Source organism: Pseudomonas sp. MF08831 (genome assembly GCF_059862645.1).
The window spans coordinates 279,530-305,176 of record NZ_JCBCUX010000005.1 but is presented as its reverse complement, the minus strand read 5'-3'; the positions used below and the strand labels follow the sequence as shown (position 1 = coordinate 305,176).

The 25,647-nt window shown below is 62.3% G+C and carries 21 protein-coding genes and 1 pseudogene; 13 read left to right on the top strand and 9 right to left on the bottom strand.

Annotated features, from left to right (window positions below):
* The first annotated feature begins 11 nt into the window (after nt 1–11).
* A complete protein-coding gene (locus AC19YS_RS13210) occupies nt 12–875 on the top strand; it encodes an MBL fold metallo-hydrolase (protein ID WP_200624455.1) in 864 nt (287 codons plus the stop codon).
* A 64-nt stretch (nt 876–939) separates the two neighbouring features.
* Here AC19YS_RS13210 and bkdR read toward each other — a convergent pair whose 3' ends face one another.
* A complete protein-coding gene (gene bkdR, locus AC19YS_RS13205; protein WP_078743488.1) occupies nt 940–1,428 on the bottom strand; it encodes a Bkd operon transcriptional regulator BkdR in 489 nt (162 codons plus the stop codon).
* A gap of 195 nt (nt 1,429–1,623) precedes the next feature.
* Here bkdR and AC19YS_RS13200 point away from each other — a divergent pair, with 195 nt between their 5' ends.
* From AC19YS_RS13200 to AC19YS_RS13180, 5 genes are all read left to right on the top strand, one after another.
* The gene (locus tag AC19YS_RS13200; protein WP_500601903.1) at nt 1,624–2,859 is read left to right on the top strand and encodes a 3-methyl-2-oxobutanoate dehydrogenase (2-methylpropanoyl-transferring) subunit alpha; all 1,236 of its coding nucleotides are present in this window, start codon (nt 1,624–1,626) and stop codon (nt 2,857–2,859) included.
* Nucleotides 2,860–2,861: 2 nt separating this feature from the next.
* Nucleotides 2,862–3,920: an alpha-ketoacid dehydrogenase subunit beta gene (locus AC19YS_RS13195; RefSeq protein ID WP_169367151.1), complete on the top strand. Its 1,059-nt coding sequence runs from the start codon at nt 2,862–2,864 to the stop codon at nt 3,918–3,920.
* A complete protein-coding gene (locus tag AC19YS_RS13190) occupies nt 3,921–5,198 on the top strand; it encodes a dihydrolipoamide acetyltransferase family protein (protein WP_500601901.1) in 1,278 nt (425 codons plus the stop codon).
* Between the two features lie 3 nt (nt 5,199–5,201).
* Nucleotides 5,202–6,581 carry a dihydrolipoyl dehydrogenase gene (gene lpdA, locus AC19YS_RS13185; RefSeq protein ID WP_124417950.1) on the top strand — a complete coding sequence of 460 codons (1,380 nt, stop codon included), beginning with the start codon at nt 5,202–5,204 and terminating at the stop codon, nt 6,579–6,581.
* 224 nt (nt 6,582–6,805) lie between these two features.
* A complete protein-coding gene (locus AC19YS_RS13180; RefSeq protein ID WP_124417951.1) occupies nt 6,806–7,825 on the top strand; it encodes a branched-chain amino acid aminotransferase in 1,020 nt (339 codons plus the stop codon).
* A 134-nt stretch (nt 7,826–7,959) separates the two neighbouring features.
* On the opposite strand, the gene AC19YS_RS13175 is transcribed toward AC19YS_RS13180, so the two are convergent.
* From AC19YS_RS13175 to AC19YS_RS13155, 5 genes are all read right to left on the bottom strand, one after another.
* The gene (locus AC19YS_RS13175; RefSeq protein WP_500601900.1) at nt 7,960–8,853 is read right to left on the bottom strand and encodes a GNAT family acetyltransferase; all 894 of its coding nucleotides are present in this window, start codon (nt 8,851–8,853) and stop codon (nt 7,960–7,962) included.
* A gap of 379 nt (nt 8,854–9,232) precedes the next feature.
* Nucleotides 9,233–10,066: a TIGR03915 family putative DNA repair protein gene (locus AC19YS_RS13170; RefSeq protein ID WP_179608956.1), complete on the bottom strand. Its 834-nt coding sequence runs from the start codon at nt 10,064–10,066 to the stop codon at nt 9,233–9,235.
* Nucleotides 10,063–11,283: a putative DNA modification/repair radical SAM protein gene (locus tag AC19YS_RS13165; protein ID WP_106578883.1), complete on the bottom strand. Its 1,221-nt coding sequence runs from the start codon at nt 11,281–11,283 to the stop codon at nt 10,063–10,065. The genes AC19YS_RS13170 and AC19YS_RS13165 overlap by 4 nt, the downstream gene beginning before the upstream one ends.
* 81 nt (nt 11,284–11,364) lie before the next feature.
* Nucleotides 11,365–12,702, bottom strand: a complete 1,338-nt coding sequence (locus AC19YS_RS13160) for a lysine N(6)-hydroxylase/L-ornithine N(5)-oxygenase family protein (RefSeq protein WP_500601898.1) — start codon at nt 12,700–12,702, stop codon at nt 11,365–11,367.
* 119 nt (nt 12,703–12,821) lie between these two features.
* Nucleotides 12,822–13,304, bottom strand: a complete 483-nt coding sequence (locus AC19YS_RS13155) for a sigma-70 family RNA polymerase sigma factor (RefSeq protein WP_106578885.1) — start codon at nt 13,302–13,304, stop codon at nt 12,822–12,824.
* A gap of 256 nt (nt 13,305–13,560) precedes the next feature.
* On the opposite strand from AC19YS_RS13155, the gene AC19YS_RS13150 reads away from it, so the two are divergent.
* The 7 genes and pseudogenes from AC19YS_RS13150 to AC19YS_RS13120 all read left to right on the top strand — a co-directional run bounded on the left by AC19YS_RS13150 (nt 13,561) and on the right by AC19YS_RS13120 (nt 22,172).
* Entirely contained in the window at nt 13,561–14,733 is a 1,173-nt protein-coding gene (locus tag AC19YS_RS13150) for an efflux RND transporter periplasmic adaptor subunit (RefSeq protein ID WP_500601896.1), read from the top strand.
* The gene (locus AC19YS_RS13145) at nt 14,717–16,708 is read left to right on the top strand and encodes a MacB family efflux pump subunit (protein WP_500601894.1); all 1,992 of its coding nucleotides are present in this window, start codon (nt 14,717–14,719) and stop codon (nt 16,706–16,708) included. Before AC19YS_RS13150 ends, AC19YS_RS13145 begins: the two co-directional genes overlap by 17 nt.
* Nucleotides 16,701–18,113 (top strand): efflux transporter outer membrane subunit, encoded by a 1,413-nt coding sequence (locus AC19YS_RS13140; protein ID WP_500601892.1) that lies wholly within the window; start codon nt 16,701–16,703, stop codon nt 18,111–18,113. Before AC19YS_RS13145 ends, AC19YS_RS13140 begins: the two co-directional genes overlap by 8 nt.
* Before the next feature lie 106 nt (nt 18,114–18,219).
* Nucleotides 18,220–18,981, top strand: coding sequence for an alpha/beta fold hydrolase (locus AC19YS_RS13135; RefSeq protein ID WP_500601890.1), 762 nt, complete (start codon nt 18,220–18,222; stop codon nt 18,979–18,981).
* A gap of 109 nt (nt 18,982–19,090) precedes the next feature.
* A pseudogene (locus AC19YS_RS13130) lies at nt 19,091–19,623 on the top strand (FadR/GntR family transcriptional regulator).
* Between the two features lie 622 nt (nt 19,624–20,245).
* Nucleotides 20,246–21,109, top strand: a complete 864-nt coding sequence (locus tag AC19YS_RS13125; protein WP_448197734.1) for a LysR family transcriptional regulator — start codon at nt 20,246–20,248, stop codon at nt 21,107–21,109.
* Nucleotides 21,110–21,167: 58 nt separating this feature from the next.
* The gene (locus AC19YS_RS13120) at nt 21,168–22,172 is read left to right on the top strand and encodes a LacI family DNA-binding transcriptional regulator (protein WP_106578890.1); all 1,005 of its coding nucleotides are present in this window, start codon (nt 21,168–21,170) and stop codon (nt 22,170–22,172) included.
* Here the strand turns inward: AC19YS_RS13120 and AC19YS_RS13115 are convergent.
* The 3 genes from AC19YS_RS13115 to AC19YS_RS13105 all read right to left on the bottom strand — a co-directional run bounded on the left by AC19YS_RS13115 (nt 22,169) and on the right by AC19YS_RS13105 (nt 25,647).
* The gene (locus tag AC19YS_RS13115; protein ID WP_500601889.1) at nt 22,169–22,894 is read right to left on the bottom strand and encodes an SDR family oxidoreductase; all 726 of its coding nucleotides are present in this window, start codon (nt 22,892–22,894) and stop codon (nt 22,169–22,171) included. The two genes, AC19YS_RS13120 and AC19YS_RS13115, sit on opposite strands and share 4 nt — an antisense overlap.
* A gap of 137 nt (nt 22,895–23,031) precedes the next feature.
* Entirely contained in the window at nt 23,032–24,564 is a 1,533-nt protein-coding gene (locus AC19YS_RS13110; protein ID WP_500602040.1) for an FGGY-family carbohydrate kinase, read from the bottom strand.
* Nucleotides 24,565–24,567: 3 nt separating this feature from the next.
* Nucleotides 24,568–25,647: an alcohol dehydrogenase catalytic domain-containing protein gene (locus AC19YS_RS13105; protein WP_106578892.1), complete on the bottom strand. Its 1,080-nt coding sequence runs from the start codon at nt 25,645–25,647 to the stop codon at nt 24,568–24,570.

Below are 25,647 nucleotides of genomic sequence, written 5' to 3'. Positions count from 1 at the left end.
GGACAGCCGCCATGCCAGCGTTGATTCACGCTTTTCTGGACGAGGCATCGTCGACCTTCACCTACGTCATCCATGAAACGGACGGCGGCCCATGTGCCATCGTCGACTCGGTGCTCAACTACGACCCGGCCTCCGGGCGCACCGACACGGCCCAGGCCGACAAAGTCATCGCGTTTGTGCGTGCGCACGGCCTGCAGGTGCAATGGCTGCTGGAAACCCATGCGCATGCCGATCACTTGTCTGCCGCGCCGTACCTGCGCCGTACGCTGGGCGGCAAGATCGCCATTGGTCAGTCGATCAGCAAGGTCCAGGACGTGTTCAAGAACCTGTTCAACCTGGAGCCGGAATTTCGCGTCGATGGCTCGCAGTTCGACCATTTGTTTGCGCCCGATGAGGTCTTTCATATCGGCAACCTGAAAGCGCAGGCGCTGCATGTGCCCGGGCATACCCCGGCGGACATGGCCTACTTGATCGACGACCGCTTGATTCTGGTGGGTGACACACTGTTCATGCCGGACGTGGGCACGGCGCGCTGCGATTTCCCGGGTGGCGATGCGCGGCAGTTGTATGCGTCGATGCGTAAGTTGCTGGCCTTTCCTTTGGAAACCGAACTGTACGTGTGTCATGACTACCCACCTGAAGGCCGCGAGGCCAAGTGCCTGACCACAGTCGCGGAACAGCGCGCGGGCAATATTCATGTGCATGACGGGGTGGATGAGGCGACGTTTGTTGCGATGCGCACGAAACGTGATGCCGGGCTGGGGATGCCGACGCTGTTGTTGCCGGCGATTCAGGTGAATGTGAGGGCGGGGCATATGCCGCCTGCCGAGGGGAATGGGGTGACTTACCTGAAGATTCCGCTTAACCAACTCTGAAAGAGGATCTAAACGTGGGAGCGGGCTTGCTCGCGCCCACTTTTTTACAGCGGCGCGGCTGAGGTCATGTGCCGAGGTTGATGCCATTGGCGGGTAAAGGCAGCGCCGTCTTGTAGCGCACTTGCTTGAGCGCAAAGCTGGAGCGGATATTCGCGACGCCGGGCACTTTGGTCAAAAAGTCCATCATGAAGCGCTCCAGCGACTGGATCGTCGGCACCAGCACGCGGATCAGGTAGTCCGGATCACCGGCCATCAGGTAACACTCCATCACTTCCGGGCGGTCCGAGATCGCGCCTTCGAACTGCTGCAGCGCCAGCTCGTTCTGCTTTTCCAGGCTCACATGAATAAACACGTTGACATGCAGCCCGAGCAAATCGGCATCGAGCAGCGTGACCTGATCGCGAATCAGGCCCAACTCTTCCATTGCCTTGACCCGGTTGAAACACGGTGTGGGTGACAGGTTGACCGAGCGGGCCAGGTCGGCGTTAGTGATGCGCGCGTTCTCCTGCAGGGCGTTGAGAATGCCGATATCGGTACGGTCCAGTTTGCGCATGAGACAAAATCACCTGTTTATTATGTTTATGCAGTTTTTTTATCCGCAAATGATCGCGAGCGCAACGAAACAGAGATAAATATTCTTCTACGCCACGCCTATGATTGTTGTAGGACAAGATTTCTCCTACCCGGAGACGGACTGTCAGCTAGCGCGCCCACTACAAGAAATTCACAAGATAGAGCGTAGAAAGCCATGACCCAGCAGTACGAACCACTGCGCCTGCACGTTCCCGAACCCTCGGGACGCCCAGGCTGCAAGACCGACTTTACCTACCTGCGTCTGACCGACGCCGGCCTGGTGCGCAAACCCCCCATTGACGTAGAACCCGCCGACACCGCTGACCTGGCCAAGGGCCTGATTCGCGTGCTCGACGACCAAGGCCAGGCCCTTGGCCCGTGGGCCGAAGGCGTTCCTGTCGAGATCCTGCGCAAAGGCATGCGCGCCATGCTCAAGACGCGGATCTTCGACAACCGCATGGTGGTCGCCCAGCGGCAGAAAAAAATGTCGTTCTACATGCAAAGCCTCGGCGAAGAGGCCATCGGCAGCGCCCAGGCCCTGGCCCTGAACATCGACGACATGTGCTTCCCCACCTACCGCCAGCAAAGCATTCTGATGGCGCGCGAAGTGCCGCTGGTGGACTTGATCTGCCAACTGCTGTCCAACGAGCGCGACCCGCTCAAGGGCCGCCAGTTGCCCATCATGTACTCGGTCAAGGACGCTGGCTTCTTCACTATTTCCGGCAACCTCGCCACCCAATTCGTACAAGGTGTGGGCTGGGGCATGGCCTCGGCGATCAAGGGCGACACCAAAATCGCCTCGGCCTGGATCGGCGACGGCGCCACCGCCGAATCCGACTTCCACACCGCCCTCACCTTCGCCCACGTCTACCGTGCGCCGGTGATTCTCAACGTGGTCAACAACCAGTGGGCCATTTCCACCTTCCAGGCCATTGCTGGCGGTGAAGCCACCACCTTCGCCGGACGCGGTGTGGGTTGCGGTATCGCCTCCCTGCGCGTGGACGGCAACGACTTTATCGCCGTGTACGCCGCCTCCGCCTGGGCGGCCGAGCGTGCACGCCGTAACCTCGGGCCGACGCTGATCGAATGGGTCACCTACCGTGCTGGTCCGCACTCGACCTCGGATGATCCGTCCAAATACCGCCCCGCCGATGACTGGAGCCACTTCCCGCTCGGCGACCCGATTACGCGCCTCAAGCAGCACTTGATCAAGATTGGCCAGTGGTCCGAAGAGGAACATGCGGCGGTCAGTGCCGAACTTGAGGCCGAGGTGGTCAAGGCGCAAAAAGAAGCCGAACAGTACGGCACCCTCGCCGGCGGCCAGATTCCAAGCGCCGCCACCATGTTCGAAGACGTTTATAAAGAGATGCCGGAGCACTTGAAGCGCCAGCGTCAAGAGTTGGGGATCTGACCATGAACGATCACAACAACCGTATCGAAGTGGAAACCGCCATGACCACCACCACCATGACCATGATCCAGGCCTTGCGCTCGGCCATGGATGTGATGCTTGAGCGTGACGATAACGTGGTGGTATTCGGCCAGGACGTCGGTTACTTCGGCGGTGTGTTCCGTTGCACCGAGGGCTTGCAGAACAAGTACGGCAGCTCGCGGGTATTCGACGCGCCGATCTCCGAAAGCGGCATTGTCGGTGTGGCTGTGGGCATGGGTGCCTACGGCCTGCGCCCGGTGGCAGAAATCCAGTTCGCCGACTACGTCTACCCCGCGACCGACCAGATCATCTCCGAAGCTGCGCGCCTGCGTTATCGCTCGGCCGGCCAGTTCACTGCGCCGCTGACCATGCGCATGCCCTGCGGCGGCGGCATCTATGGCGGCCAGACCCACAGCCAGAGTATCGAAGCGGTGTTCACCCAGGTCTGCGGCCTGCGCACGGTGATGCCGTCCAACCCGTATGACGCCAAAGGCCTGCTGATTGCCTCGATTGAAAACGATGACCCGGTGATCTTCCTCGAGCCCAAACGCCTGTACAACGGCCCGTTCGACGGCCACCACGACCGCCCGGTAACGCCGTGGTCGAAACACCCGCAAGCACAAGTGCCGGACGGTTACTACACCGTGCCGCTGGACGTCGCCGCCATCGTGCGTCCGGGCTCGGCCGTCACCGTGCTGACCTACGGCACCACCGTGTATGTGTCGCAAGTCGCCGCCGAAGAAACCGGTATCGACGCTGAGGTCATCGACCTGCGCAGCCTGTGGCCGCTGGACCTGGAAACCATCGTCAAGTCGGTGAAAAAAACCGGCCGTTGCGTGGTGGTGCACGAAGCCACGCGCACCTGCGGCTTTGGCGCCGAGTTGGTGGCGCTGGTGCAAGAGCATTGCTTCCACCACCTGGAAGCGCCGATCGAACGCGTCACCGGCTGGGACACCCCCTACCCGCACGCGCAAGAGTGGGCGTATTTCCCAGGGCCGTCCCGTGTGGGCGCGGCGTTGAAACGGGTCATGGAGGTCTGAATGGGCACGCACGTTATCAAGATGCCGGACATCGGCGAAGGCATCGCAGAAGTTGAACTGTCGGTATGGCACGTAAAAGTCGGCGACCTGGTGGTTGAAGACCAGGTGTTGGCGGATGTGATGACCGATAAGGCGATGGTGGACATTCCCTCGCCGGTGCACGGCAAAGTGATTTCCCTCGGCGGCGAGCCGGGTGAAGTCATGGCCGTGGGCAGTATTTTGATCAGCATTGAAGTGGAAGGCGCGGGTAACGCCAAGGATGTACCGGCGGTGGCTACACCGGCAAACGCTGCGCCTGCACCTGCGCCAGCTGCGGTTGCTGAAGCCAAACCCGCGCCAGCGCCAAGCAAGCCCGCGCCCGCGCCCGTGGTTGCAGCTCAACCACACGTGGCCCGTGAAGCTGACGAGCGCCCACTGGCCTCCCCTGCCGTGCGCAAACATGCCTTGGATGCTGGCATCCAGCTACGCCTGGTGCAGGGCACTGGTCCGGCGGGCCGGATTTTGCACGAAGATCTGGAGGCTTTCTTGCTCCAGCGTCCGGCGCAAAATAAAACCGCTGCCAACCCCTATGCCGAACGCACCGACGAAGAACACATCCCGGTGATCGGCATGCGCCGCAAGATTGCCCAGCGCATGCAGGACGCCACCCGGCGCGCCGCGCATTTCAGCTACGTGGAAGAAATCGACGTCACTGCCCTCGACGAGTTGCGCGTGCACCTCAACGAGAAGCACGGTGCCACGCGCGGCAAGCTGACCCTGCTGCCGTTTATCGTGCGCGCCATGGTCGTGGCGTTGCGCGATTTTCCGCAGATCAACGCGCGGTATGACGACGAAGCCCAAGTCATCACCCGCCTTGGTGCGGTGCATGTGGGCGTTGCCACCCAGAGCGACGTCGGCCTGATGGTGCCAGTGGTGCGTCACGCCGAAGCGCGCAGCCTGTGGGGCAATGCCGAGGAAATCGCGCGTTTGGCCACCGCCGCGCGCAATGGCAAGGCCAGTCGCGACGAGCTGTCGGGTTCGACCATTACCCTGACCAGCCTCGGCGCCTTGGGCGGCATCGTCAGCACGCCGGTGCTGAACCTGCCGGAAGTGGCCATCGTCGGCGTCAACCGCATCGTTGAGCGGCCGATGGTGATCAAGGGCCAGATCGTGATCCGCAAGATGATGAACCTCTCCAGCTCCTTTGATCACCGCGTGGTCGACGGCATGGACGCGGCGCAATTCATCCAGGCCATTCGCGGCCTGCTCGAACAACCCGCCAGCCTGTTTTTGGAGTAAGGCATGTCCCAGACATTACACACCACGCTACTGATCATCGGTGGCGGCCCTGGCGGTTACGTCGCGGCGATTCGCGCTGGCCAGTTGGGTATCCCAACCATTCTGGTCGAAGGCCAGGCGCTGGGCGGCACTTGCCTGAACATCGGCTGCATTCCGTCCAAAGCCTTGATTCACGTGGCTGAGCAATTTCAGCAAACCGTGCACCACAGCCAGGGTTCGCAGTTGGGCATCGAAGTCGACGTGCCGACGCTGGATATCCGCAAGAGCGTGGAATGGAAAGACGGCATTGTCGATCGCCTGACCACAGGCGTCGCCGCCCTGCTGAAAAAACACAAAGTGCAAGTGATCCACGGTTGGGCCAAGGTGGTCGATGGCAAGACGGTCGACGTCGGCGACCAGCGTATCCAATGCGAACACCTGCTGCTGGCCACCGGATCGAAGAGCGTCAACCTGCCGATGCTGCCGATTGGCGGGCCGATCATTTCCTCCACCGAAGCCCTGGCGCCTACGCATGTGCCCAAGCGTCTGATTGTGGTGGGCGGCGGCTATATCGGGCTGGAGCTGGGCATTGCCTACCGCAAGCTTGGCGCCGAGGTCAGTGTGGTCGAGGCGCAGGAACATATCCTGCCCGCCTATGACGCCGAGCTGACATTGCCGGTGGCAGAATCCCTCAAGCAACTGGGCGTGAAGCTGTACCTGAAACACAGCGTCACCGGTTTTGAGAACCAGTGCCTGCAAGTGCGCGATCCCAATGGCGATACCTTGTCGCTGGAAACCGATCAGGTGCTGGTGGCTGTGGGTCGCACACCCAATACCCAGGGCTGGAACCTGGAAGCGCTGAACCTGGACATGAACGGTTCAGCGATCAGGATCGACAGCCGTTGCCAGACCAGCATGCGCAACGTGTGGGCGATCGGCGACCTGAGCGGCGAGCCGATGCTGGCCCACCGCGCCATGGCTCAGGGCGAGATGGTGGCCGAACTGATCAGCGGTAAATCCCGCGAATTCAACCCGGCGGCGATCCCGGCGGTGTGCTTTACCGACCCGGAACTGGTGGTGGTTGGCAAGACCCCGGACGAAGCCAAGGCCGCGGGCCTGGACTGCATCGTGTCGAGCTTCCCGTTCGCCGCCAATGGCCGGGCGATGACGCTGGAGTCGAAAACCGGCTTTGTGCGTGTGGTTGCGCGGCGTGACAACCACCTGATTGTCGGCTGGCAGGCCGTAGGCGTGGGCGTCTCCGAGCTGTCCACCGCCTTCGGCTTGAGCCTGGAAATGGGCGCGCGTCTGGAAGATGTGGCCGGCACCATCCACGCCCACCCGACGCTCGGCGAAGCTGTACAAGAAGCGGCCCTAAGAGCCTTGGGCCACGCGCTGCACCTGTAAATCCGCGGTGAGGCTATCGCGGGCAAGCCCGGCTCCCACAGGGGAATGCATTCCAAATGTGGGAGCCGGCTTGCCTGCGATAACGGCGGATCAGCCAACACACATGCTGAACGGCCCACCCACCTGCTCCCACACCGGCCAATAATGCAGTATTGTTGCGCCCATCCAGAAAAAACCGATACGCCTGCCTTCGACCAGGCGGTTGACCAGAGATAGAGGGTGTCATGGGTAACGAAAGCATCAATTGGGACAAGCTGGGTTTTGACTACATCAAGACCGACAAGCGGTTTCTCCAGGTCTGGAAAAACGGCGAATGGCAAGAAGGCACCCTGACCGACGACAACGTGCTGCACATCAGCGAGGGCTCCACGGCCCTGCATTATGGCCAGCAATGCTTTGAAGGCCTCAAGGCCTATCGTTGCAAGGACGGTTCGATCAACCTGTTCCGCCCTGACCAGAACGCCGCGCGCATGCAGCGCAGCTGTGCACGCCTGCTGATGCCGCACGTGTCGACCGACGACTTCATCCAAGCGTGCAAGCAAGTGGTCAAGGCCAACGAGCGGTTCATCCCGCCGTACGGCAGCGGCGGCGCGCTGTACCTGCGCCCGTTCGTGATCGGCACCGGTGACAACATCGGCGTGCGTACCGCGCCGGAGTTCATCTTCTCGGTCTTCGCCATCCCGGTCGGCGCCTATTTCAAAGGCGGCCTGGTGCCGCACAACTTCCAGATCTCCACTTTCGACCGCGCCGCGCCACAAGGCACCGGCGCTGCCAAAGTGGGTGGCAACTACGCTGCCAGCCTGATGCCGGGTGCCGAAGCGAAAAAATCCGGTTTCGCCGATGCGATCTACCTGGACCCGATGACCCATTCGAAGATCGAAGAAGTCGGCTCGGCCAACTTCTTCGGGATCACTCACGACAACCAGTTCATCACGCCGAAGTCACCTTCGGTGCTGCCGGGCATCACCCGCCTGTCGCTGATCGAGCTGGCCCAGTCGCGCCTGGGCCTGAAAGTAGTCGAGGGCGAAGTGTTCATCGACAAACTGGATCAGTTCAAGGAAGCCGGTGCCTGCGGCACAGCCGCCGTGATCTCGCCGATCGGCGGCATCCAGTACAACGGCAAGCTGCACGTGTTCCACAGCGAGACCGAAGTCGGCCCGATCACCCAGCAGCTCTACAAAGAGCTGACCGGCGTGCAAACCGGCGACGTCGAAGCGCCAGAAGGCTGGATCGTCAAGGTCTAAGCCCAAAAGCCAGCCCCACACAACCCATGTGGGAGCTGGCTTGCCTGCGATAGCGGTCTATCAGTGACTGAACACGTTGACTGATAGACCGCCATCGCGGGCAAGCCCGCTCGCACATTTGCGCGACGGTGTGTTCAGGTCTGCGGCGGGATATTCACGGCTATTTTCTTGCCCATGCTGATTCTCGGCTCCACCCCATACCCCAGCGCCTCATAAAACCCCACCACCGCATCATTGCCGCCCGTAATCTGCAAATTGATCTTCATGCACCCCAGTGCAGTCAACGCCTGTTCGGCATACCGCATCAACGAAGCCCCCAGGCCCTGCCGGCGATAATCGCTGTGCACCGCCACCGAATACAGCCAACCACGATGCCCGTCGTAGCCGGCGAGAATGCTGCCGATCACAGCCTTTTTATCCGTGGCCACAAAAAACAACCCATCGTTGACCGCCAGCTTCTTATCAATCGCCAACGTCGGCAGGTTGTGCGCGGTGTCGTACCCAAACGCCTCCTGCCACAAAGCCACCACTTGTGCACGGTGCTGACGGTCGCGATACGGCCCGATGGGGTGACGGGACAACAACGCCTTCTCCATCACCAGCGTGCGCTCGTTACCGTGGTAGACATCGCGCACCGTGTGGAAACCCATCTTGGTGTAGAACGGCTCGGCGGTCAGCGAAGACGGCACGCTCAAGACCGTCACCCCGGCATCTCGCGCACGCAGTTCGATCTCAATCATCAACAACCGGCCAATGCCCTGCCCCTGCAACGCCGGGTTGACGAATACCGAGCGCACCACATTCGCATCCAGCGCCGCAGTGGCGACGATCACCTGACCCTGCACCGCCACCAGCACAACCCGACGCTGGAGCAAGGCCAGCACGGCGTCAGGCGTAAAATTGCTCGCCACGCGAGCGATCACATCCGCCGGGTAATCCCGCGCATTGCTGCTGTGTAAGGCCGCCAGAATGACCTGGCTGATCCCCTCGGCATCGGTGGTTTGGGCAAGACGAACAGCGGTAGACATGCATTCTCCTTCCTGGCTCGGGTGTCACGACCGTCACCATACTAATGTGGGAGCTGGCTTGCCTGCGATAGCGGTCTGTCAGTCAGAACATTCAGTACTGACCTATCGCTATCGCAGGCAAGCCAGCTCCCACAGTTTGAGCGCATTTCAAGCCTCTCAGCCGATCCGGCTGCCCCACCCTACTTTTCAGCTTTCCCGGCTGAGCCGCCCCTCTATTTCAGCCGGGATTCCCCCACCGCAACGCACAAAATACCCCCACAGCTCAGCCCCCCATGGACCCGTGCACCCATGCAAACAACAAAACTGTCCTGATGATTCGCCTGCAGCTGCATTCGGTGACTGACACACCGCTATCCGGTACCGGCCCCCTCTCGCCGTTTTAACCGTGCCCGCTGGAAATTCGCTTGCCCGGCTTGGTCCCAATCAGCTTCGCCTGCCCATCGCGCTGCTTGCCCGTCCGCGCCTCGCTGATCAACCCCGGAATCAACTTGCCCTCCGGCAGGTTCTTCCAGAATCGACTGGGCAAATGCCCTTCCATCACTTTGGGGTTCAAGCGCGCCGGGTTGAAGATATGGCTGTAGTAGGTCAGCCACATGGCGCTGTGAGGGTCTTCGACGTTTTGCGCCAGTTGCTGCCAGGCTTCGGGGCATTCGCGTTGATGAATCAACTGCTGACCGTCGTAATACACCCCATCCAGCGGCGTAGCGATCATCCAGCGATGCCGTCCCATGCGCCCGATAAAGTGCTGACTGGCTGATTTCAATATGTCGTGGGCCGGCTCATGCCAGGCCACGTATTCCGGCAACTGCGGCCCGGCCTCTGCGGGCAGCGCGATAAACCGCACAAATGCGTGCAGGTGGTGAGCTTCGCGACTCACCTGCTTGATCCGCCGTTGCAACTCACTGCCCAGCTTGTCCCCGGCCAGCATGGCGGTACGGTCGCCATGGCTGACTCGCCACAGCACCTCGTAGAGCAAGCTCCAACGCTGATCGCCGTGATAGCAGGCGGCCGACTCCAACAGCGCCAACAGCGCCTTGGGAATGCGCGCCTGAAACGGCCCAAGCTGCGCAGGAATCGGCTCGTCGGTGGCAAACAGGTCTGCCACTTCGGCCTCGCCCCAGCTCACCTGGCTGGGGTCAACCTGATGGCTGAGCAGCCAGCGCGCCTGTTCGCGCCAGGTGCTGAACAGGTTGTCGCATTCCAGGCTGATCATCCCCACAACCCCATTTGCTGAGGCTGCGGGCGGTCGCGCAGTTGCTCGCGCAGCAACACGCTGGTGGTGTCGGCCTGTTGTGGGTGGTAGTCGCTGGTGATGAAAAACGGCTTGGCCTTGGCCAGCACGCAGCGCATGCGCGCCAGGTCTTCGAAACGGATTTTGCGTTCACGGCGCAGGTCCACCAGGCGCTGGGTGGTGCGCAAGCCGATGCCGGGGATGCGCGCAATCAACGTGGGTTCGGCGCGATTCAAGTCCAGCGGAAACACCTCGCGATGCTCCAGCGCCCAGGCCAGCTTGGGGTCGATATCCAGCGCCAGGTGACCGGGCCCTTCAAACAGTTCGTTGGCGCTGAAACCGTAACTGCGCAACAGAAAGTCTGCCTGATACAAACGGTGCTCGCGCATCAGCGGCGGCGCCGCCAGGGGCACGCTTTTCGGGCTGTTGGGGATGGGGCTGAACGCCGAATAATAGACGCGGCGCAACTTGAAGTTGCCGTACAGCGCCTCGGCGCCGTGCAAGATGGTGCTGTCGTCGGTGTCGTCGGCGCCGACGATCATCTGCGTGCTCTGCCCGGCCGGGGCGAAACGCGGCGCGCGCGGCTCATTGAGGACGGTTTGCTCACCGGTGTAGATGGTTTGCATGGCTTGCTTGATTGAAACGATCTGCTTTTCCGGCGCCAGGGTTTGCAGGCTGGCATCGGTGGGCAACTCGATGTTCACGCTGAGCCGATCGGCATAACGCCCGGCCTCGGCGATCAGTGCCGGGTCGGCTTCGGGAATGGTCTTGAGGTGGATGTAGCCGCGAAAGTCATGCTCTTCGCGCAACAGCTTGGCGACCCTGACCAGTTGCTCCATGGTGTAGTCGGCCGAGCGAATAATGCCGGAACTGAGAAACAGCCCGCTGACGCAATTGCGCCGGTAGAAATCCAGGGTCAGGGTGACCACCTCCTCCGGGCTGAAACGCGCACGCGGCACGTCGCTGGAGCGGCGGTTGACGCAGTATTGGCAGTCGTAAAGACAGAAATTGGTCAGCAACACCTTGAGCAACGACACACAACGGCCGTCCGGGGTGTAACTGTGGCAGATGCCCATGCCGTCGGTGGAACCCAGCCCGGCCTTGCCCTCGGAACTGCGCTTGGGCGCGCCACTGCTGGCGCAGGAAGCGTCGTACTTGGCGGCGTCGGCGAGGATACTGAGTTTTTCGATCAACTGCATGGAGAGCTACCGATACTGGTTTTTTGTACAGTACCAGTAGCTCAACCTTGGCGCCAGTGCCGTCTGTAGGACTGTGCTCGATCAGCTCGCAGTTGCAAGGAGCAGGTCCTGCACCGAGCGCGCTTTGCCCCGATGGCGATCGTTTTCATACAACGATGCCGCGATCTCATCCGCCCGAATCGGCAGTACCGACAGCAAGGTATCGCTCAAGCCATGGCTGGCCTGGCTGAAGCCCTGGATATAGATGCCGGCCTTGCAGCGCTCGTCGGTGACGATGCGGTAGTCGCGCGCCACCTCGAAGTCGCCCATATAGGCTTCCAGCGGCGCGAGCAGTTCGCGATGCATCTGGCGCTCGTAACCGGTGGCCAGGATCACCGCGTCGTAGTGGCTGACGCTGGTTTCGCCGCTGGCGTTGTTGCGCAAGGACAGTTCGATGCCCAGCGGGCTGGCGCTGGCTTTCTCGACCACAGTCATGGTGCGGAACGCCTGGCGGACGACACCGGAGACTTTCTGGCGATAGAAAATGCCGTAGATGCGCTCGATCAGGTCCAGGTCAACCACCGAATAGTTGGTGTTCTGGTACTCGGCCACCAGGCGTTCGCGCTCGGCGCCGACCTGCTGGAACACCAGATCGGTAAACGCCGGTGAGAACACTTCGTTGACGAACGGGCTGTCGTCGGCGGGCTTGAGCGCCGAGCCGCGCAGGATCATGTCGACCTGCACCGACGGGAAACTGTCGTTCAAGTCGATAAAGGCTTCAGCCGCGCTTTGCCCACCGCCAATGATCGCAATGCGCATCGCCTTGCCTTCAACACACGGCTGCTGGGCCATGCGCGCCAGGTATTGGGAATGGTGGAACACGCGGCCATCATCCTTGAGGGCCTTGAACGCTTCAGGCACACGCGGCGTGCCGCCGGCGCTGACCACCACCGAACGGGTGGTGCGCACATGCTGTTCGCCCAGCGCGTCACGGGAGATCACGCGCAGTGCTTCAACGTGTTGCTGTTGCAGGATCGGCTCGATCGCCAGCACTTCCTCGCCGTAGCGCGCCTGGGCCTGGAACTGCCCCGCGACCCAGCGCAGGTAGTCGTTGTACTCCATGCGGCACGGGTAAAAAGTGCCCAGGTTGATGAAGTCCACCAGGCGGTCGTGGGCCTTGAGGTAATTGACGAAAGAGTAAGGGCTGGTGGGGTTGCGCAAGGTCACCAGGTCCTTGAGGAACGAAATCTGCAGTTCGCTCTGGGTCACCAGGGTATTGCCGTGCCAACGGTAATCGGCCTGTTTGTCGAGAAACAGCACGTCCAGTTTGCCCTGGGCTTTTTCGCGCTCCTGCAGGGCGATGGCCAACGCCAGGTTCGAAGGGCCGAAACCGATACCGATCAGGTCGTGAACCGCGGGCGAAGCAATTGCCTGTGTCATTCCAGTGTCCTCTGGATAAGCCCCTTGGCGGTGGGGCGGGAATACCTTCACGACCTGCACAACAGGTCATGTGTTGATAGGAAACGAGGACAGTGAAATAAAATTTAACTGATCATTGATCAGTGCGCGTCCCACTCGCGCATGCGCACCCGGCAATGCTTCATGGCGTTGACGATGTGTTTCTCCACCAGGCTGCGGGAAATACTCAGGCGTTCGGCGATTTGCAGGTGGGACAGGCCGTCGAGTTTGCGCAGCAGGAAGCTGTCGCGGCAGGTGGCCGGCAGCTCGGACAGGGCACGCTCGAGCATTTCAAGGCGCTGGTCCTGATCGTGGCAGGCATGCGGTGAACTGGTGGCGAAACGCTCCTCGCTGTCCAGCACGTCCAGGGGTTCGGACTGGCGCAAAGCGTTACGCCGATGACCATCGATTACCAGGTTCAGCGCGGTGCGGTACAAAAACGCGCGCGGTTGTTCGATCGGCGTGTCGCTGGAGCGCTCCAGCACTCGGACATAAGCGTCATGCACCACATCCTCGGCCACCTGACGGTTGCCCAGCTTGGCGTTGAGGAAACACACCAGCTCGCGATAGTAGTTTTCCAACATGACTCCCGGCCGTCAGGGCGACGGCATCAAATCCTTGAGTACTTAACAAGACAGGCCATGGATGATGGCAGTTTGAGTGCGTGCAATTTATAGTAATTCTCATCTACTTTTAAAGAAGTCTTGCATCAATGCGCGAGTTTTTTATTCCATAGCGCTGTTTCCGTGCATGTAAACGCCTAAATCTGCGGGCAATTTTCTCGTATAACACTCAGCCCCTCCGCAACTGCGGCCCTCACTTCCTGGCTGGAACCAACGCATGAAACGCCCTCGCCCCGCTCGACGCGCCCTGCTCGCTGTCGCGTGCCTGATCCCCATCCTTGCGGTGGCCGCCTGGCAGGTGCTGCCGCCCGGCCGCGATACGCTGTCCACGGTCACCGTCACCCGCGGCAATATTGAAAACAGCGTCACGGCGCTGGGTACCCTGCAACCGCGCCGGTATGTCGACGTCGGCGCCCAGGCGTCCGGGCAGATCCGCGAGATTCACGTCGAGGCCGGGGATCAGGTCAAAGAAGGCCAGTTGCTGGTGGAAATCGACCCTTCGACGCAAAAAGCCAAACTCGACGCCAGTCGCTACTCCATCGAAAACCTCAAGGCCCAGCTGCAGGAACAGAAGGCCCAGCAGGAACTCGCGCGCCAGAAATACCAGCGTCAACAGCGCCTGGCCGCCGGCAACGCCACTCGCGAAGAAGACGTGCAAACCGCCAAGGCCGAACTGAGTGCCACCCAGGCCCGGGTCGAGATGTTCCAGGCACAGATCCGCCAGGCCCAGGCCAGCCTGCGCAGCGACGAGGCGGAATTGGGCTATACACGCATCTATGCGCCCATGAGCGGCACCGTGGTGGCGGTGGACGCACGGGTCGGCCAGACCCTCAACGCCCAGCAACAGACGCCGCTGATCCTGCGCATTGCCAAGTTATCGCCGATGACCGTGTGGGCCGAAGTCTCCGAAGCCGACATCGGCCACGTCAAACCGGGCATGAGCGCCTATTTCACCACCCTCGCCGGTGGCAGCCGGCGCTGGACCAGCACCGTGCGCCAGATCTTGCCGATACCGCCCAAGCCGCTGAATGAAACCAGTCAGGGCAATGGCAGCCCCAGCAGCGCCAGCAAAAGCGGGAGTGGCCGCGTGGTGCTCTACACCGTGCTGCTGGATGTGGACAACGCCGACAATGCGCTGATGGCCGAAATGACCACCCAAGTGTTTTTCGTCGCCAGTCAGGTCAAGGACGTACTCACGGCCCCCGTCGCGGCCTTGTTGGGCAGCCACGGCGCCGACCAGCCGTTCGCACGGGTGGTGGCCAAAAACGGCGATATCGAGGAGCGCCCGGTGCGCCTGGGTATCAGCGACCGCCTGCGGGTCGAAGTGCTTGAGGGCTTGAACGAAGGCGATCACCTGCTGATCGGCCCGGTCGATGGCAACGGGGGTTGACTTGACCACGCCGCTGATCGAACTCAAGAACATCCGCAAATCCTACGGCGGCGGCGACAGCCCGCAGGTCGACGTGTTGCGCGGGATCGACCTGTCGATCCATGCCGGGGAATTCGTCGCCATCGTCGGCGCATCGGGCTCCGGCAAATCCACGCTGATGAACATTCTCGGCTGCCTTGATCGCCCCACCGAGGGCGACTATCTGTTCGCCGGCGAAAACGTCGCGCACCTGGACAGCGACGAACTGGCCTGGCTGCGCCGTGAAGCCTTTGGTTTCGTGTTCCAGGGCTACCACCTGATCCCGTCGGGCTCGGCTCAGGAAAACGTCGAGATGCCGGCGATCTATGCCGGCATCAGCGCCGCCGAACGGCACGCCCGCGCCAAGGCGCTGCTGACCCGCCTGGGCCTGGCCGACCGCACCGGCAACCGCCCGCATCAGCTCTCCGGCGGCCAGCAACAACGCGTGTCCATTGCCCGCGCCCTGATGAACGGCGGGCATATCATTCTCGCCGACGAACCCACCGGCGCCCTCGACAGCCACAGCGGCGCCGAGGTGATGGCGCTGCTGGATGAACTGGCGGGCCAGGGCCATGTGGTCATTCTGATTACCCACGACCGTGAAGTGGCGGCGCGCGCCAACCGCATCATCGAGATCCGTGATGGCCTGATCATCAGTGACTCGGCAACCCGTGAAACCCACGTGCCCGCCGCCGCCCACAGCGGCGCGCTGCAAGCCGTGGACCTGCGCCAGCGCCTGGCCGACGGTGCCGAACACAACGGTGCCTGGAAAGCCGAACTGGTGGACGCCGTGCAAGCGGCCTGGCGAGTGATGTGGATCAACCGCTTCCGCACCGCGCTGACACTGCTGGGCATCATCATCGGCGTGGCGTCGGTGGTGGTGATGCTGGCGGTGGGCGAAGGCAGCAAGCGCCAGGTCATGGCGCAGATGGGCGCGTTCGGCTCCAACATCATCTACCTGAGTGGCTCCTCGCCCAACCCGCGCACGCCGCTGGGCATCGTTACCCTTAACGATGTCGCGGCCCTGGCGGCGCTGCCCCAGGTCAAGCGCATCATGCCGGTCAATGGCAGCGACGCCGGTGTACGGTTCGGCAATCTGGATTACCTCGCCTACGTGGGCGGCAACGACGTCAACTTCCCGGAGATCTTCAACTGGCCGGTGGTCGAGGGCAGCTACTTCACCGAGGCTGACGAGCGCGCCGGCGCCACCGTCGCCGTGATCGGCCACCGTATCCGCGAGAAACTGTTCAAAAACGTCGCCACCCCGATCGGCCAATACATCCTGATCGAGAACGTGCCTTTCCAGGTCATCGGCGTGCTGGCTGAAAAAGGCTCCAGTTCCGGCAACAAAGACAGCGATGACCGTGTCGCCATTCCCTACACCGCCGCCAGCGTGCGCCTCTTCGGCACCTACAACCCCGAATACGTGGCGATTGCCGCCGCCGATGCGCGCAAGGTGCATGAGGCCGAACTGGCCATCGACCAGTTGATGCTCAAGCTGCACAACGGCAAGCGCGACTACCAGTTGACCAACAACGCGGCAATGATTCAGGCCGAGGCGCGCACGCAGAACACCCTGTCGTTGATGCTCGGCTCGATTGCCGCGATTTCCCTGCTGGTGGGCGGTATCGGCGTGATGAACATCATGCTGATGACCGTGCGCGAACGGACTCGAGAAATTGGTATCCGCATGGCCACCGGCGCGCGCCAGCGCGACATCCTGCGCCAGTTCCTCACCGAGGCAGTGATGCTCTCGGTGGTTGGCGGGCTGTTGGGCATCGCTTTGGCGCTGCTGGTAGGCGGCGTGCTGGTGCTGGCCGAGGTGGCGGTGCAATTTTCCTTTTGGGCGGTGTTTGGCGCGTTTGGCTGTGCGTTAGTCACCGGTGTCGTATTCGGCTTCATGCCGGCCCGTAAAGCTGCCCGGCTCGATCCGGTTAAGGCGTTGACCAGTGAATAAACGATGCATCCCGCCGCACCTGCCCTTGCTCAGCCTGTGCCTGTTGCTCAACGCCTGCACCGGCCACCCGCCCCAGGTCGACAGCGGCATCGCGCCGCCCGCCGCGTGGCAATACGCCGAGCGACAGGCCGCGCAAGCCACCAACCAGCGTTGGTGGACGCAATTTGGCAGCCCGCAACTCAACCGCCTGATCGACCAGGCCCGGCGCGACAGCTATGACGTGGCGGCCGCCATGGCGCGCGTGCGTCAGGCCCAGGCCAGCGCGGTGATTGCCGGTGCGCCGTTGTTGCCCGAGGTAAATTTCAACCTCACCGCCAGCCGCGAAAAACTGCTGCGCGGCAGCGGCAATTCCTCACTGGACGCAACGGAAAGTAATAAGACCGTCGACAGCTTCGGCGCCAACCTCACCGCCAGCTATGAAGTGGATTTCTGGGGCGGGCGTGCTGCCGCCCGCGACAGTGCCCTGCAGACCCTGCGCGCCAGTGAGTTCGACCAGGCCACCGTCGAGCTGACGCTGCTCAGCAACGTCGCCGACCGCTTTGCGCAAACCCTCGCCGCTCGCCAGCGCCAACAGATCGCCGAGCTGAACCTGGCGAACGCGCGCAATGTGCTCGACCTGGTCCAGACCCGCTACGACGCCGGCTCCGCCACGGCCCTGGAACTGGCGCAACAGAAGAGCCTGGTGGCGAGCCAGCAACGCCAACTGCCGCTGATTCAGCAAGTGGCCGAAGAATCGCTGATCACCCTCGCTGCCCTTCTCGGCCAGCCCGTGCAAGCGCTGAACCTGGGCGCCGAGTCGTTCCAGGCGCTGACCTGGCCGAGCATCGGCCCGGGCGTGCCCAGCCAACTGCTGAGCCGCCGCCCCGACCTGGCCCAGGCCGAAGCGCAGCTTGCTGCGGCCAGTGCCAATGTCACGGTGGCCCGTGCGGCGATGCTGCCCACGGTGACCTTGGGCACCACGCTGGGATCGGGCGCCTACAAGGCCGAGGAACTCCTGCGCAGCCCGTTCTACAACCTGACCTCGGGCCTGGTGGCGCCGATCTTCAACAATGGTCGTTTAAGCGCCGAACGCGACAAGGTCCGCGCCCGTCAGGATGAGCTGCTGCAAACCTATCGCGGCGCCATCATCAACGGCTTTGCCGACGTGGAAAAGTCCCTGAGCAGCATCACGCGCCTGGATCAGCAACGCGACTGGCAAAGCCAAGAACTGCAACAGGCCCAGATCGCTTTCCGCATCGCCGAAAGCCGTTACCAAGCGGGCGCGGAAGACTTGCTGACGGTGCTCGAAACCCAACGCACGCTGTACGCGGCACAAGACCTGAATGTGCAACTGCGGCTGTCGCGTCTTCAAGCCAGCATTGCGCTGTACAAGGCATTGGGGGGTGGATGGAACGCCGGTTTCTGATAACGAAACTCCGTTGTCCTACACAAACCGTTTAACAAACCTACATTCTTCGACCCGAGGTCCTTGGTAAAAAAGCCGTCTTCAAACGGCTGCCCGGACCTTCTTGATGAAACCCAGCGTTGTTGTAAAAAGCCTGGCGTGCGTCTGCCTCTGGCTGGTGGCAAGCCGGGCTTTTGCCGAGCCTCTGATCGCGCCCACGGCAATCGACTGGCTGCTGGATTGTCCCTTCCCCGCCTTTGAACGGCCGGACCCTGAGGTGCTGGAGCGCACCCAATGCGCCAGCGTCAGCGTGCCCCGTGACCACGCCGCGCCCAAGCGTGGCACGGTGCGCCTGGCCCTGACCCGTGTCGGCGCCCGGCAACCGCTCAGCCGCGAGGGTGTGGTGTTCATTCAGGCCGGCGAACCGCAAACGGGCCAGGGCGCAACCTTCGTCCTCAAACTGGTCGGCCGCTGGGAGTCCTACGCCACGGCGGCCTATCGCACCCTGACCAACCGTTATGACGTGATCGAACTGAGCCCCCGCGACCTGAGCCAGGAAACCGGTGTGGAACAGGCCGCGCGCGATATGGAGTTTGTGCGCGAACAACTGGGCGAGGCCCGGCTCAACTTCCTCGGCAATGCCCAGGCCACCCGACTTGGCAGTCGGTACGCCGCGCTGTTTACCGAACGCGTCGCGCGCATGGTCTTGGTCAACGCCGGGCACGATGAGCCGGTGGCCTCCGGCGTCGAGCAATTGTTGCTCAAGGAATCATCCCGGCCCGACGCGGTTGCGGCCGGTTGCGCCAACCGCTGGGTCGCGGATTTTCTGGTCAACGGCCGACAGCCGCCGCCCTCCACGCGCTGTCTCGACCTCGGCCGCTGGGAATAATCACTGCGATTACGGCCTCTACGCGTCGAAAACGACACCCTGCGCTGACGCTCTCGACCAATCGTTATTAAGCGCTATTAATCCGCATTAATAGGCTCAATAGACGCCCATGCTCAGCCGCCCGTTGCGACGCAAACGCCAGAAGCTCTGCGATGTGATTGTCGAGTCGGTCACGCGCTCCATCGTCACCGATGCCTTGAAACCCGGCGACCGCCTGCCTACCGAGCGCGAGTTGATGGAAAGCGTCCAGTGCTCCAAAGGCTCGGCCCGTGGAGCGCTCAAATCGCTGGAAGTGGAAGGCCTGGTGAGTATGCACACCGGTCCCGGTGGCGGCGTGTATCCGAACCCGGCCGGCACCGAACCCGCCAGCCGTGCGTTGCGCACCTACCTGCATTTTCAGCCCCTGGACGGCGAGCAGGTGTACCCGCTGCGCAAGGTCATCGAAGTAGAACTGGCAGTGTCGGTGCTCGGACGGTTAAGCAAAGACGACTTCACAAGCAGTTGCTGATTGCCTTTCGTGCCGGCGACGAACGCGCGGTGCGCAGCTTGATGCATGAACCCATGTGCGATGCCGAACACCACATGACCGCGCTGGAAGGCGAGATCAGCCCGCACTGTTTGCTGGAGTTTGATCACTCTTAAAAACCCCACAGATCCACTGTGAAAACTCAATCAATGTGGGAGCTGGCTTGCCTGCGATGGCATCGGCTGGTTGTGCCTGACACACCGAGTTGCCTGCATCGCAGGCAAGCCAGCTCCCACAGAAAAGCCAAGCAGTGCGGTGCTGGCAGCTGCACTCGGTCAACTTGTGGGAGCGGGCTTGCTCGCGAAGGCGGTGGGTCAGTGATACATGAGCTGACTGAACCACCGCCTTCGCGAGCAAGCCCGCTCCCACATTTGGAGCTCAGTACATCAGATAGAAGTGTGTTGCTGTGCTTTTGATCCGCTTTTGCTTCAACCACTCAGGTCGGCTACCAGGCCGCCGTGCTCTGCTTTTGATCTTGCTTTTGACTTTGATCTGACAGGCCCCGTCAACCACGCTGGCCGAACGCAGGCGAGGTGCCGAGTGGTGGGGCAAAGACCTTTTGGTTACTTTTGGCTGGGCCGGCATTCCGGGCGTTTGCCAAAAGTGACCCGCTGTAAGAGCGGAACCGCCAGCCGCCATTACCGCAGCAACGGATATACCCCCAATCTACCTAATCAAGCCCACCCCAGCCCAGACCGTATTCCACTACAATCCCCCCCATTCATCCCTGGGGGCTTCATGGACATCGAACTGGCACGCACCTTCCTCGAAATCACCCGCTGCGGCAGCCTGGCCGCCACCGCCGAGAAACTGCACGTCACCCAGACCGCCATCACCGCACGCGTGAAAAACCTCGAAAGCCAGCTCGGCAGCACGCTGTTCATCCGCAACCGCGCCGGCGCCCGCCTGACCGCCGACGGCGAGGCCTTCGTGACATACGCCAACCAACTGCTGCAAACCTGGGAAGCCGCAAAACGCGACCTGCCGTTACCCGACGGTTACCGCAATGTCCTACACATCGGCGGCGAAGTCAGCCTGTGCAATCCGCTGATGCTCGGCTGGGCACAAGCCCTGCGCGAACACATCCCGGGGCACGCCCTGCGCACCGAAGTGCGTGAAGGCGAATACCTGCTGCGCCAACTGGAACTGGGCGTACTCGATGCCGCCCTCGTGTTCCAGCCTCAGTATTGGCCGGGCCTGCAGGTAGAACAGGTGCTGGAAGAAAAACTGATCCTGGTGCAACTGGTGAGCAAGCCGGACCCTTACGTCTACATCGACTGGGGCCCAGGCTTTCGCCAGCAACATGACACCGCCCTGCCCGACAAGGCTCGCGCCGCGCTGAGTTTCAACCTCGGCCCGCTGGCGTTGCAGTACATCCTGGAAAACGGCGGCGCCGGGTATTTCCGCACGCGTGTGGTGCAAAGCTACCTGGGCAGCGGCGTGATGCAGCGCGTGCCGAAAGCGCCGGAGTTCAGCTTTCCAACCTACCTGGTCTATTCACGCGCGCGCGATTCAGCTGTGTTGCAACAGGCCCTGGAATTGCTGCGCGGCGTGGTCAAGGCCGAAAGTGACTGGTCCCAACGCTGGGACCCGCTGATTTGAATCACCCTGGACCTGCGCGCATGCTAGCCTGCGAGTGTTTCCTTTTGCAGCCTGACCGATGAACAAGAAAAAGTCCGTCACCATCAGCGACATCGCCAAACGGGTCGGCATGACCACCATCACCGTGTCCCGCGCGCTGAGCAAACCCGACCTGGTCAAACCCGCCACCCTGGCGCGCATCCTTGAAGTGGCGCGGGAGCTCGATTATGTGCCGAACGCTTTCGCCCGTGGGCTCAAGCGCAGTGAAAGCCTGATCATCGGCGTGATCACCGCCTCGGTAGACAACCCGTTCTACAGCGAAATGATCAAGGCCATTTCCCGTGAGGCCAAACAGCACGGCTACACCATCATGCTGGTGGACACCGACGAACTGGAAGAGCTGGAAAGCAAGGCCGTCGACACCCTGCTGGGCTACCGCGTGGCGGGGATCATCCTCTCGCCGGTCTCCGATGAGCCAAGCTACCAGCCCGATTACCTGGAGCGCCTGGGCAATGGCAAAACCCCGGTGGTGCTGCTCGACCGCACGCTTCACGACAGCCCGTTCAGCCGTGTAGTGCTCGACAACTACCACAGCGGCATCCAGGCCGCGCACTACCTGCTGCGCCAGACGCCCGAGCTCAAGCGCCTGCTGGTGCTGACCGGGCCTGCGCATTCACGTATCACCGTGGAACGCCTCAAGGGCCTGCGCGAAGTGCTTGCCGACCATCCACATATTGAAGTTGAAGTGCAGGCCGGCGACTACACGTTGATGCCGTCGTACCTGCACACCCTCGATTACCTGGCCGAACACACGGCACCGGACGCGATCATGGGCTTCAACCAGTTGATCACCCTCGGCGCATTGCGTGCGTTGCGCATGCACAACATCGCGCACGACAGCCTGACCATCTGCGGCATCGACCGCCTGCCCTTCGCTGATATCTTCGGCGTGCCCATCGCCTGTGTGGCCCACGACGCGTCCCTGGCCGGCAGCAGCGCGGTACGCCTGCTGCTCGACCGCCTGCAAGACCCGTACAAGCCACGCGACAAAGTGGTGATCGCAGGCGTACTGGAAAACGGCTAACGGCTGGTGTAGCCGCCATCGATCGGCAGGCTCACGCCGCTGATCATGCTGGCGGCGCTGCTCAGCAGGAACAGCACCGGCAAGGCCACTTCTAGGGTTTGAGCAAAACGCCCGAGCGGAATCGCCGCCAGCGCCGGGTCGCGCTTGGCGGGCTCGGACCAGGCCATGGTTGCCATCGGCGTGAGCGTGACCGTGGGATTGACGCTGTTGACGCGAATGCCGAAACGGCCCCATTCGGCGCATTGCACGCGGGTGATCGCGTCCAGCGCGGCTTTGGAAGCGCAGTAGGCAAGGTGATCGTCCAGCGCGACCAACGAGGCTTGGCTGGAGACGTTGACGATGCTGCCAGCGACTTTCGCCTCGATCATTTTTGCCGCGACACGGCTGGCAACCTGAGCGGCGCCACGGGCGTTGACCTGCATCACCTGATCGAACGCATCGACGCTGATCGCAACGGCGGGCTCGAGTCGGGAGATGCCCGCGCAATTGACCAGGCCGTGCATGGCCGGCAGGTCTTGCAGGGCCTGGTCGAGGGCGACGCTGTCGGCGATGTCCACGCATACGCGGTGGCAGCCCAGGGTGGCCAGCGCCTCGGCGCCACGCCCAAGCGCAAAGACCTCGGCGCCGCTGGCGATCAGTTGCAGGGCGATTTCGTGGCCGATACCGCTGGTGGCACCGGTAACGAGGATGCGCTGGTGGGTGAAGTCGAAGGCTGCGTTCATGGTCACTGTTCCATAGGCAATGAAGATCCCCTGTGGGAGCTGGCTTGCCTGCGATAGCGGTGGCTCAGTTAACCGATTTGTCACTGAGGCACCGAAAATCGCAGGCAAGCCAGCTCCCACCTTTGGACCGCGTTGTATCAGTTGGTTTGCAGGGCGTGCATGATCGGTTTGAGCGCTGGATACAGCTTCAAGTACTCGCCAAACGCCTGGTCATAGACCGCGACATTTTCGCGCTTGGGCTGCGCCCGCAACTCCAGCTGCACCCAGCCCTTCTCCATCGCCCCATCACTCACCAACCCCACCGTGTGCGCCGCCAGCAACGCTGCGCCCAGCGCCGCTTCCACCTCCTGCACAATGGTGTAGACCGGGTACCGCGTGACGTCCGCAATGATCTGCATCCACAAATCGGAATGGCTCGCCCCACCCACCACAATCAGGCGCGGGTCCAGTGAGTGCGCGCCCTGCGTGCCGGCTTCGATGTTGTGGCGCAGGGCGAAACTCACGCCTTCAAGCACCGCGCGGTACAGGTGGATGCGGCTGTGGTACAGGTTCAGCCCGACAAAACTGCCGCTGGCGCGGTCGTCCCACACCGGGCTGCGCTCGCCCATCAAATACGGCAGGAACAGCAAGCCTTCGCTGCCTGCCGGAACCTTCATCGCGCTCTGCTCCAGCAGCGCCAGGCTGTCCTGCCCGGAGGCCCTGGCCTGCAGCTCTTCGGCCTGACAGAACTGTTCGCGAAACCAACTGACCGACGCCCCGGCGGTGATTGCGCCGCCAAAAATGTACAGGTCTCGATGGCCGTTGTAGACATGCGGCATGCTCACCAACCCGTGGCGCGCGTCCACTTGCTGGTTCAAGTAGCCCCAGCACATGCTGGTGCCGATCATCGCCACGTGGTTGCCCGGTTGCGTGACACCGGCGGCCAACGTCGCCATGGCGGCGTCCACACCTCCGGCGAGGATCGGCGTACCCGCGTGCAACCCCAGGCGCGCAGCCCACGCGCCCAGCAAACCGCCCACGACTTCACCGGAATACACCAGCCGCTCGGGCATCATCGCCAAGGGAATGCCCAGTGCCGCGAGCATCTCTTCAGACCAGCCGCGCTGCGCCACATCGTAGACGCCGCCAATGTTGCCGGCGCTGCTGTGGTCCACCGCCAACTCGCCGGTCAGGCACCAGTTGATGTAACTGTTGGGCGGCAGCAGGTAACGTGTTTGCGCCCACACCTGCGGCTGGTGCTGCTTGAGCCAGAGCATCTTGGTGAAGCCGTAGTAGCTGTCCACCGAGTTGCCGGTGACCGCGAACAGACGCTCCAAATCCACCTGTTCACGCACCCATGCCACTTGCTCACCGGCGCGGCGGTCCATCCAGATCAGGCACGGGTGCAGCGGTGTGATCTGCGCATCCACGGCAATCCCCGAGCCGCCGTACAGGCTGCTGATGCACAGCGCCTTGACCTGCGCTGGCGCCACGCCGGCCTTGGCCATGCACTGCGCCACGCAGGCTTCCACGGCGTCCAGCCACACCTGCGGCCATTGCTCGGCCCAGCGCACTTTCGGGGTATCCACGCGATACCCCTGGCTGTGCTGGGCGATGATCGTGCCTTGACCATCCACCAGCAGCGCCTTGGTGCTCTGGGTTCCTATGTCGACACCTATTACGTATTCCATCATTCAGGCCACCGGCTTCAACAGCACCTTGATCGACTTGGTCGAGTTGGCCAGCTCGAACGCTTCGGCAAAGTTATCCAGCGGGAAATCATGGGTGACGATGCCTTTGGAGGTGACCAGGCCGCGCTCGAACAGGTCGATGGCAATCGGGTAGCAATACGGGCCCAGGTGCGCGCCGCGTACGTCCAGTTCCTTGCGGTCGCCAATGATCGACCAGTCGACGCTGGTCTCGGCGCCAAACACGCTGAATTCGACAAAGCGCCCGAGCTTGCGAATCAGGTCCAGGCCCTGGGTCACGCCGGCCGGTACGCCGGTGGTTTCGATGTACACGTCGCAGCCATAGTTGTCGGTGAGGCCGTTGATGATCTCGCGAGCGTTGTCGCGCGATGGGTTGATCACCACGTCGGCGCCCAATTGCCTGGCCAGCTCCAGGCGCGCGTCGACCATGTCGATCACCACCAGTTTTTTCGGCGTCTTCAACGCGGCGACCTGGACCATGCACAACCCAAGCGTGCCGGCACCGGCAATCACCACCACGTCATCGAGCTGGATTTCACCGCGGTTGACGGTGTGGATCGAGCAAGCCATCGGTTCCACCAGCGCCGAGTCTTCCAGCGACACCGACTCTGGAATCTTGTGCACGATCGCGGTCTTGGGGATGCGCATGTACTGGGCCATGCCGCCTTCGGCCACTTCACGCTGAAAGCCGAAGATATTGTGCACTTCGCACATCCAGTACTTGCCCGACTTGCAGAAGCGGCACTTGGCGCACGGCACGATCTGCTCGGCAATCACTTTGTCGCCGACAGCGACTTCAAAATGCTCCTCGGCGCCCTCGCCCACTTCCTCCACATAGCCGAAAAACTCGTGGCCCGGCACCACCGGCGCCTTGACCCACGGGTTGTCGCCGCCCCAGAACATCGCCGCGCCGGAGTGACATTTGCAGTCACTGGCGCAGATGCCGCAGGCGGCAATGCGGATCACCAGTTCATGGGCGCGCGCCTTGGGTTTGCCGATGCGCTCCAGGCGATAGTCCTTCGGGCCGTGGCAGACGACGGCTTGCATGTGGGTGTGCTTGTCCAT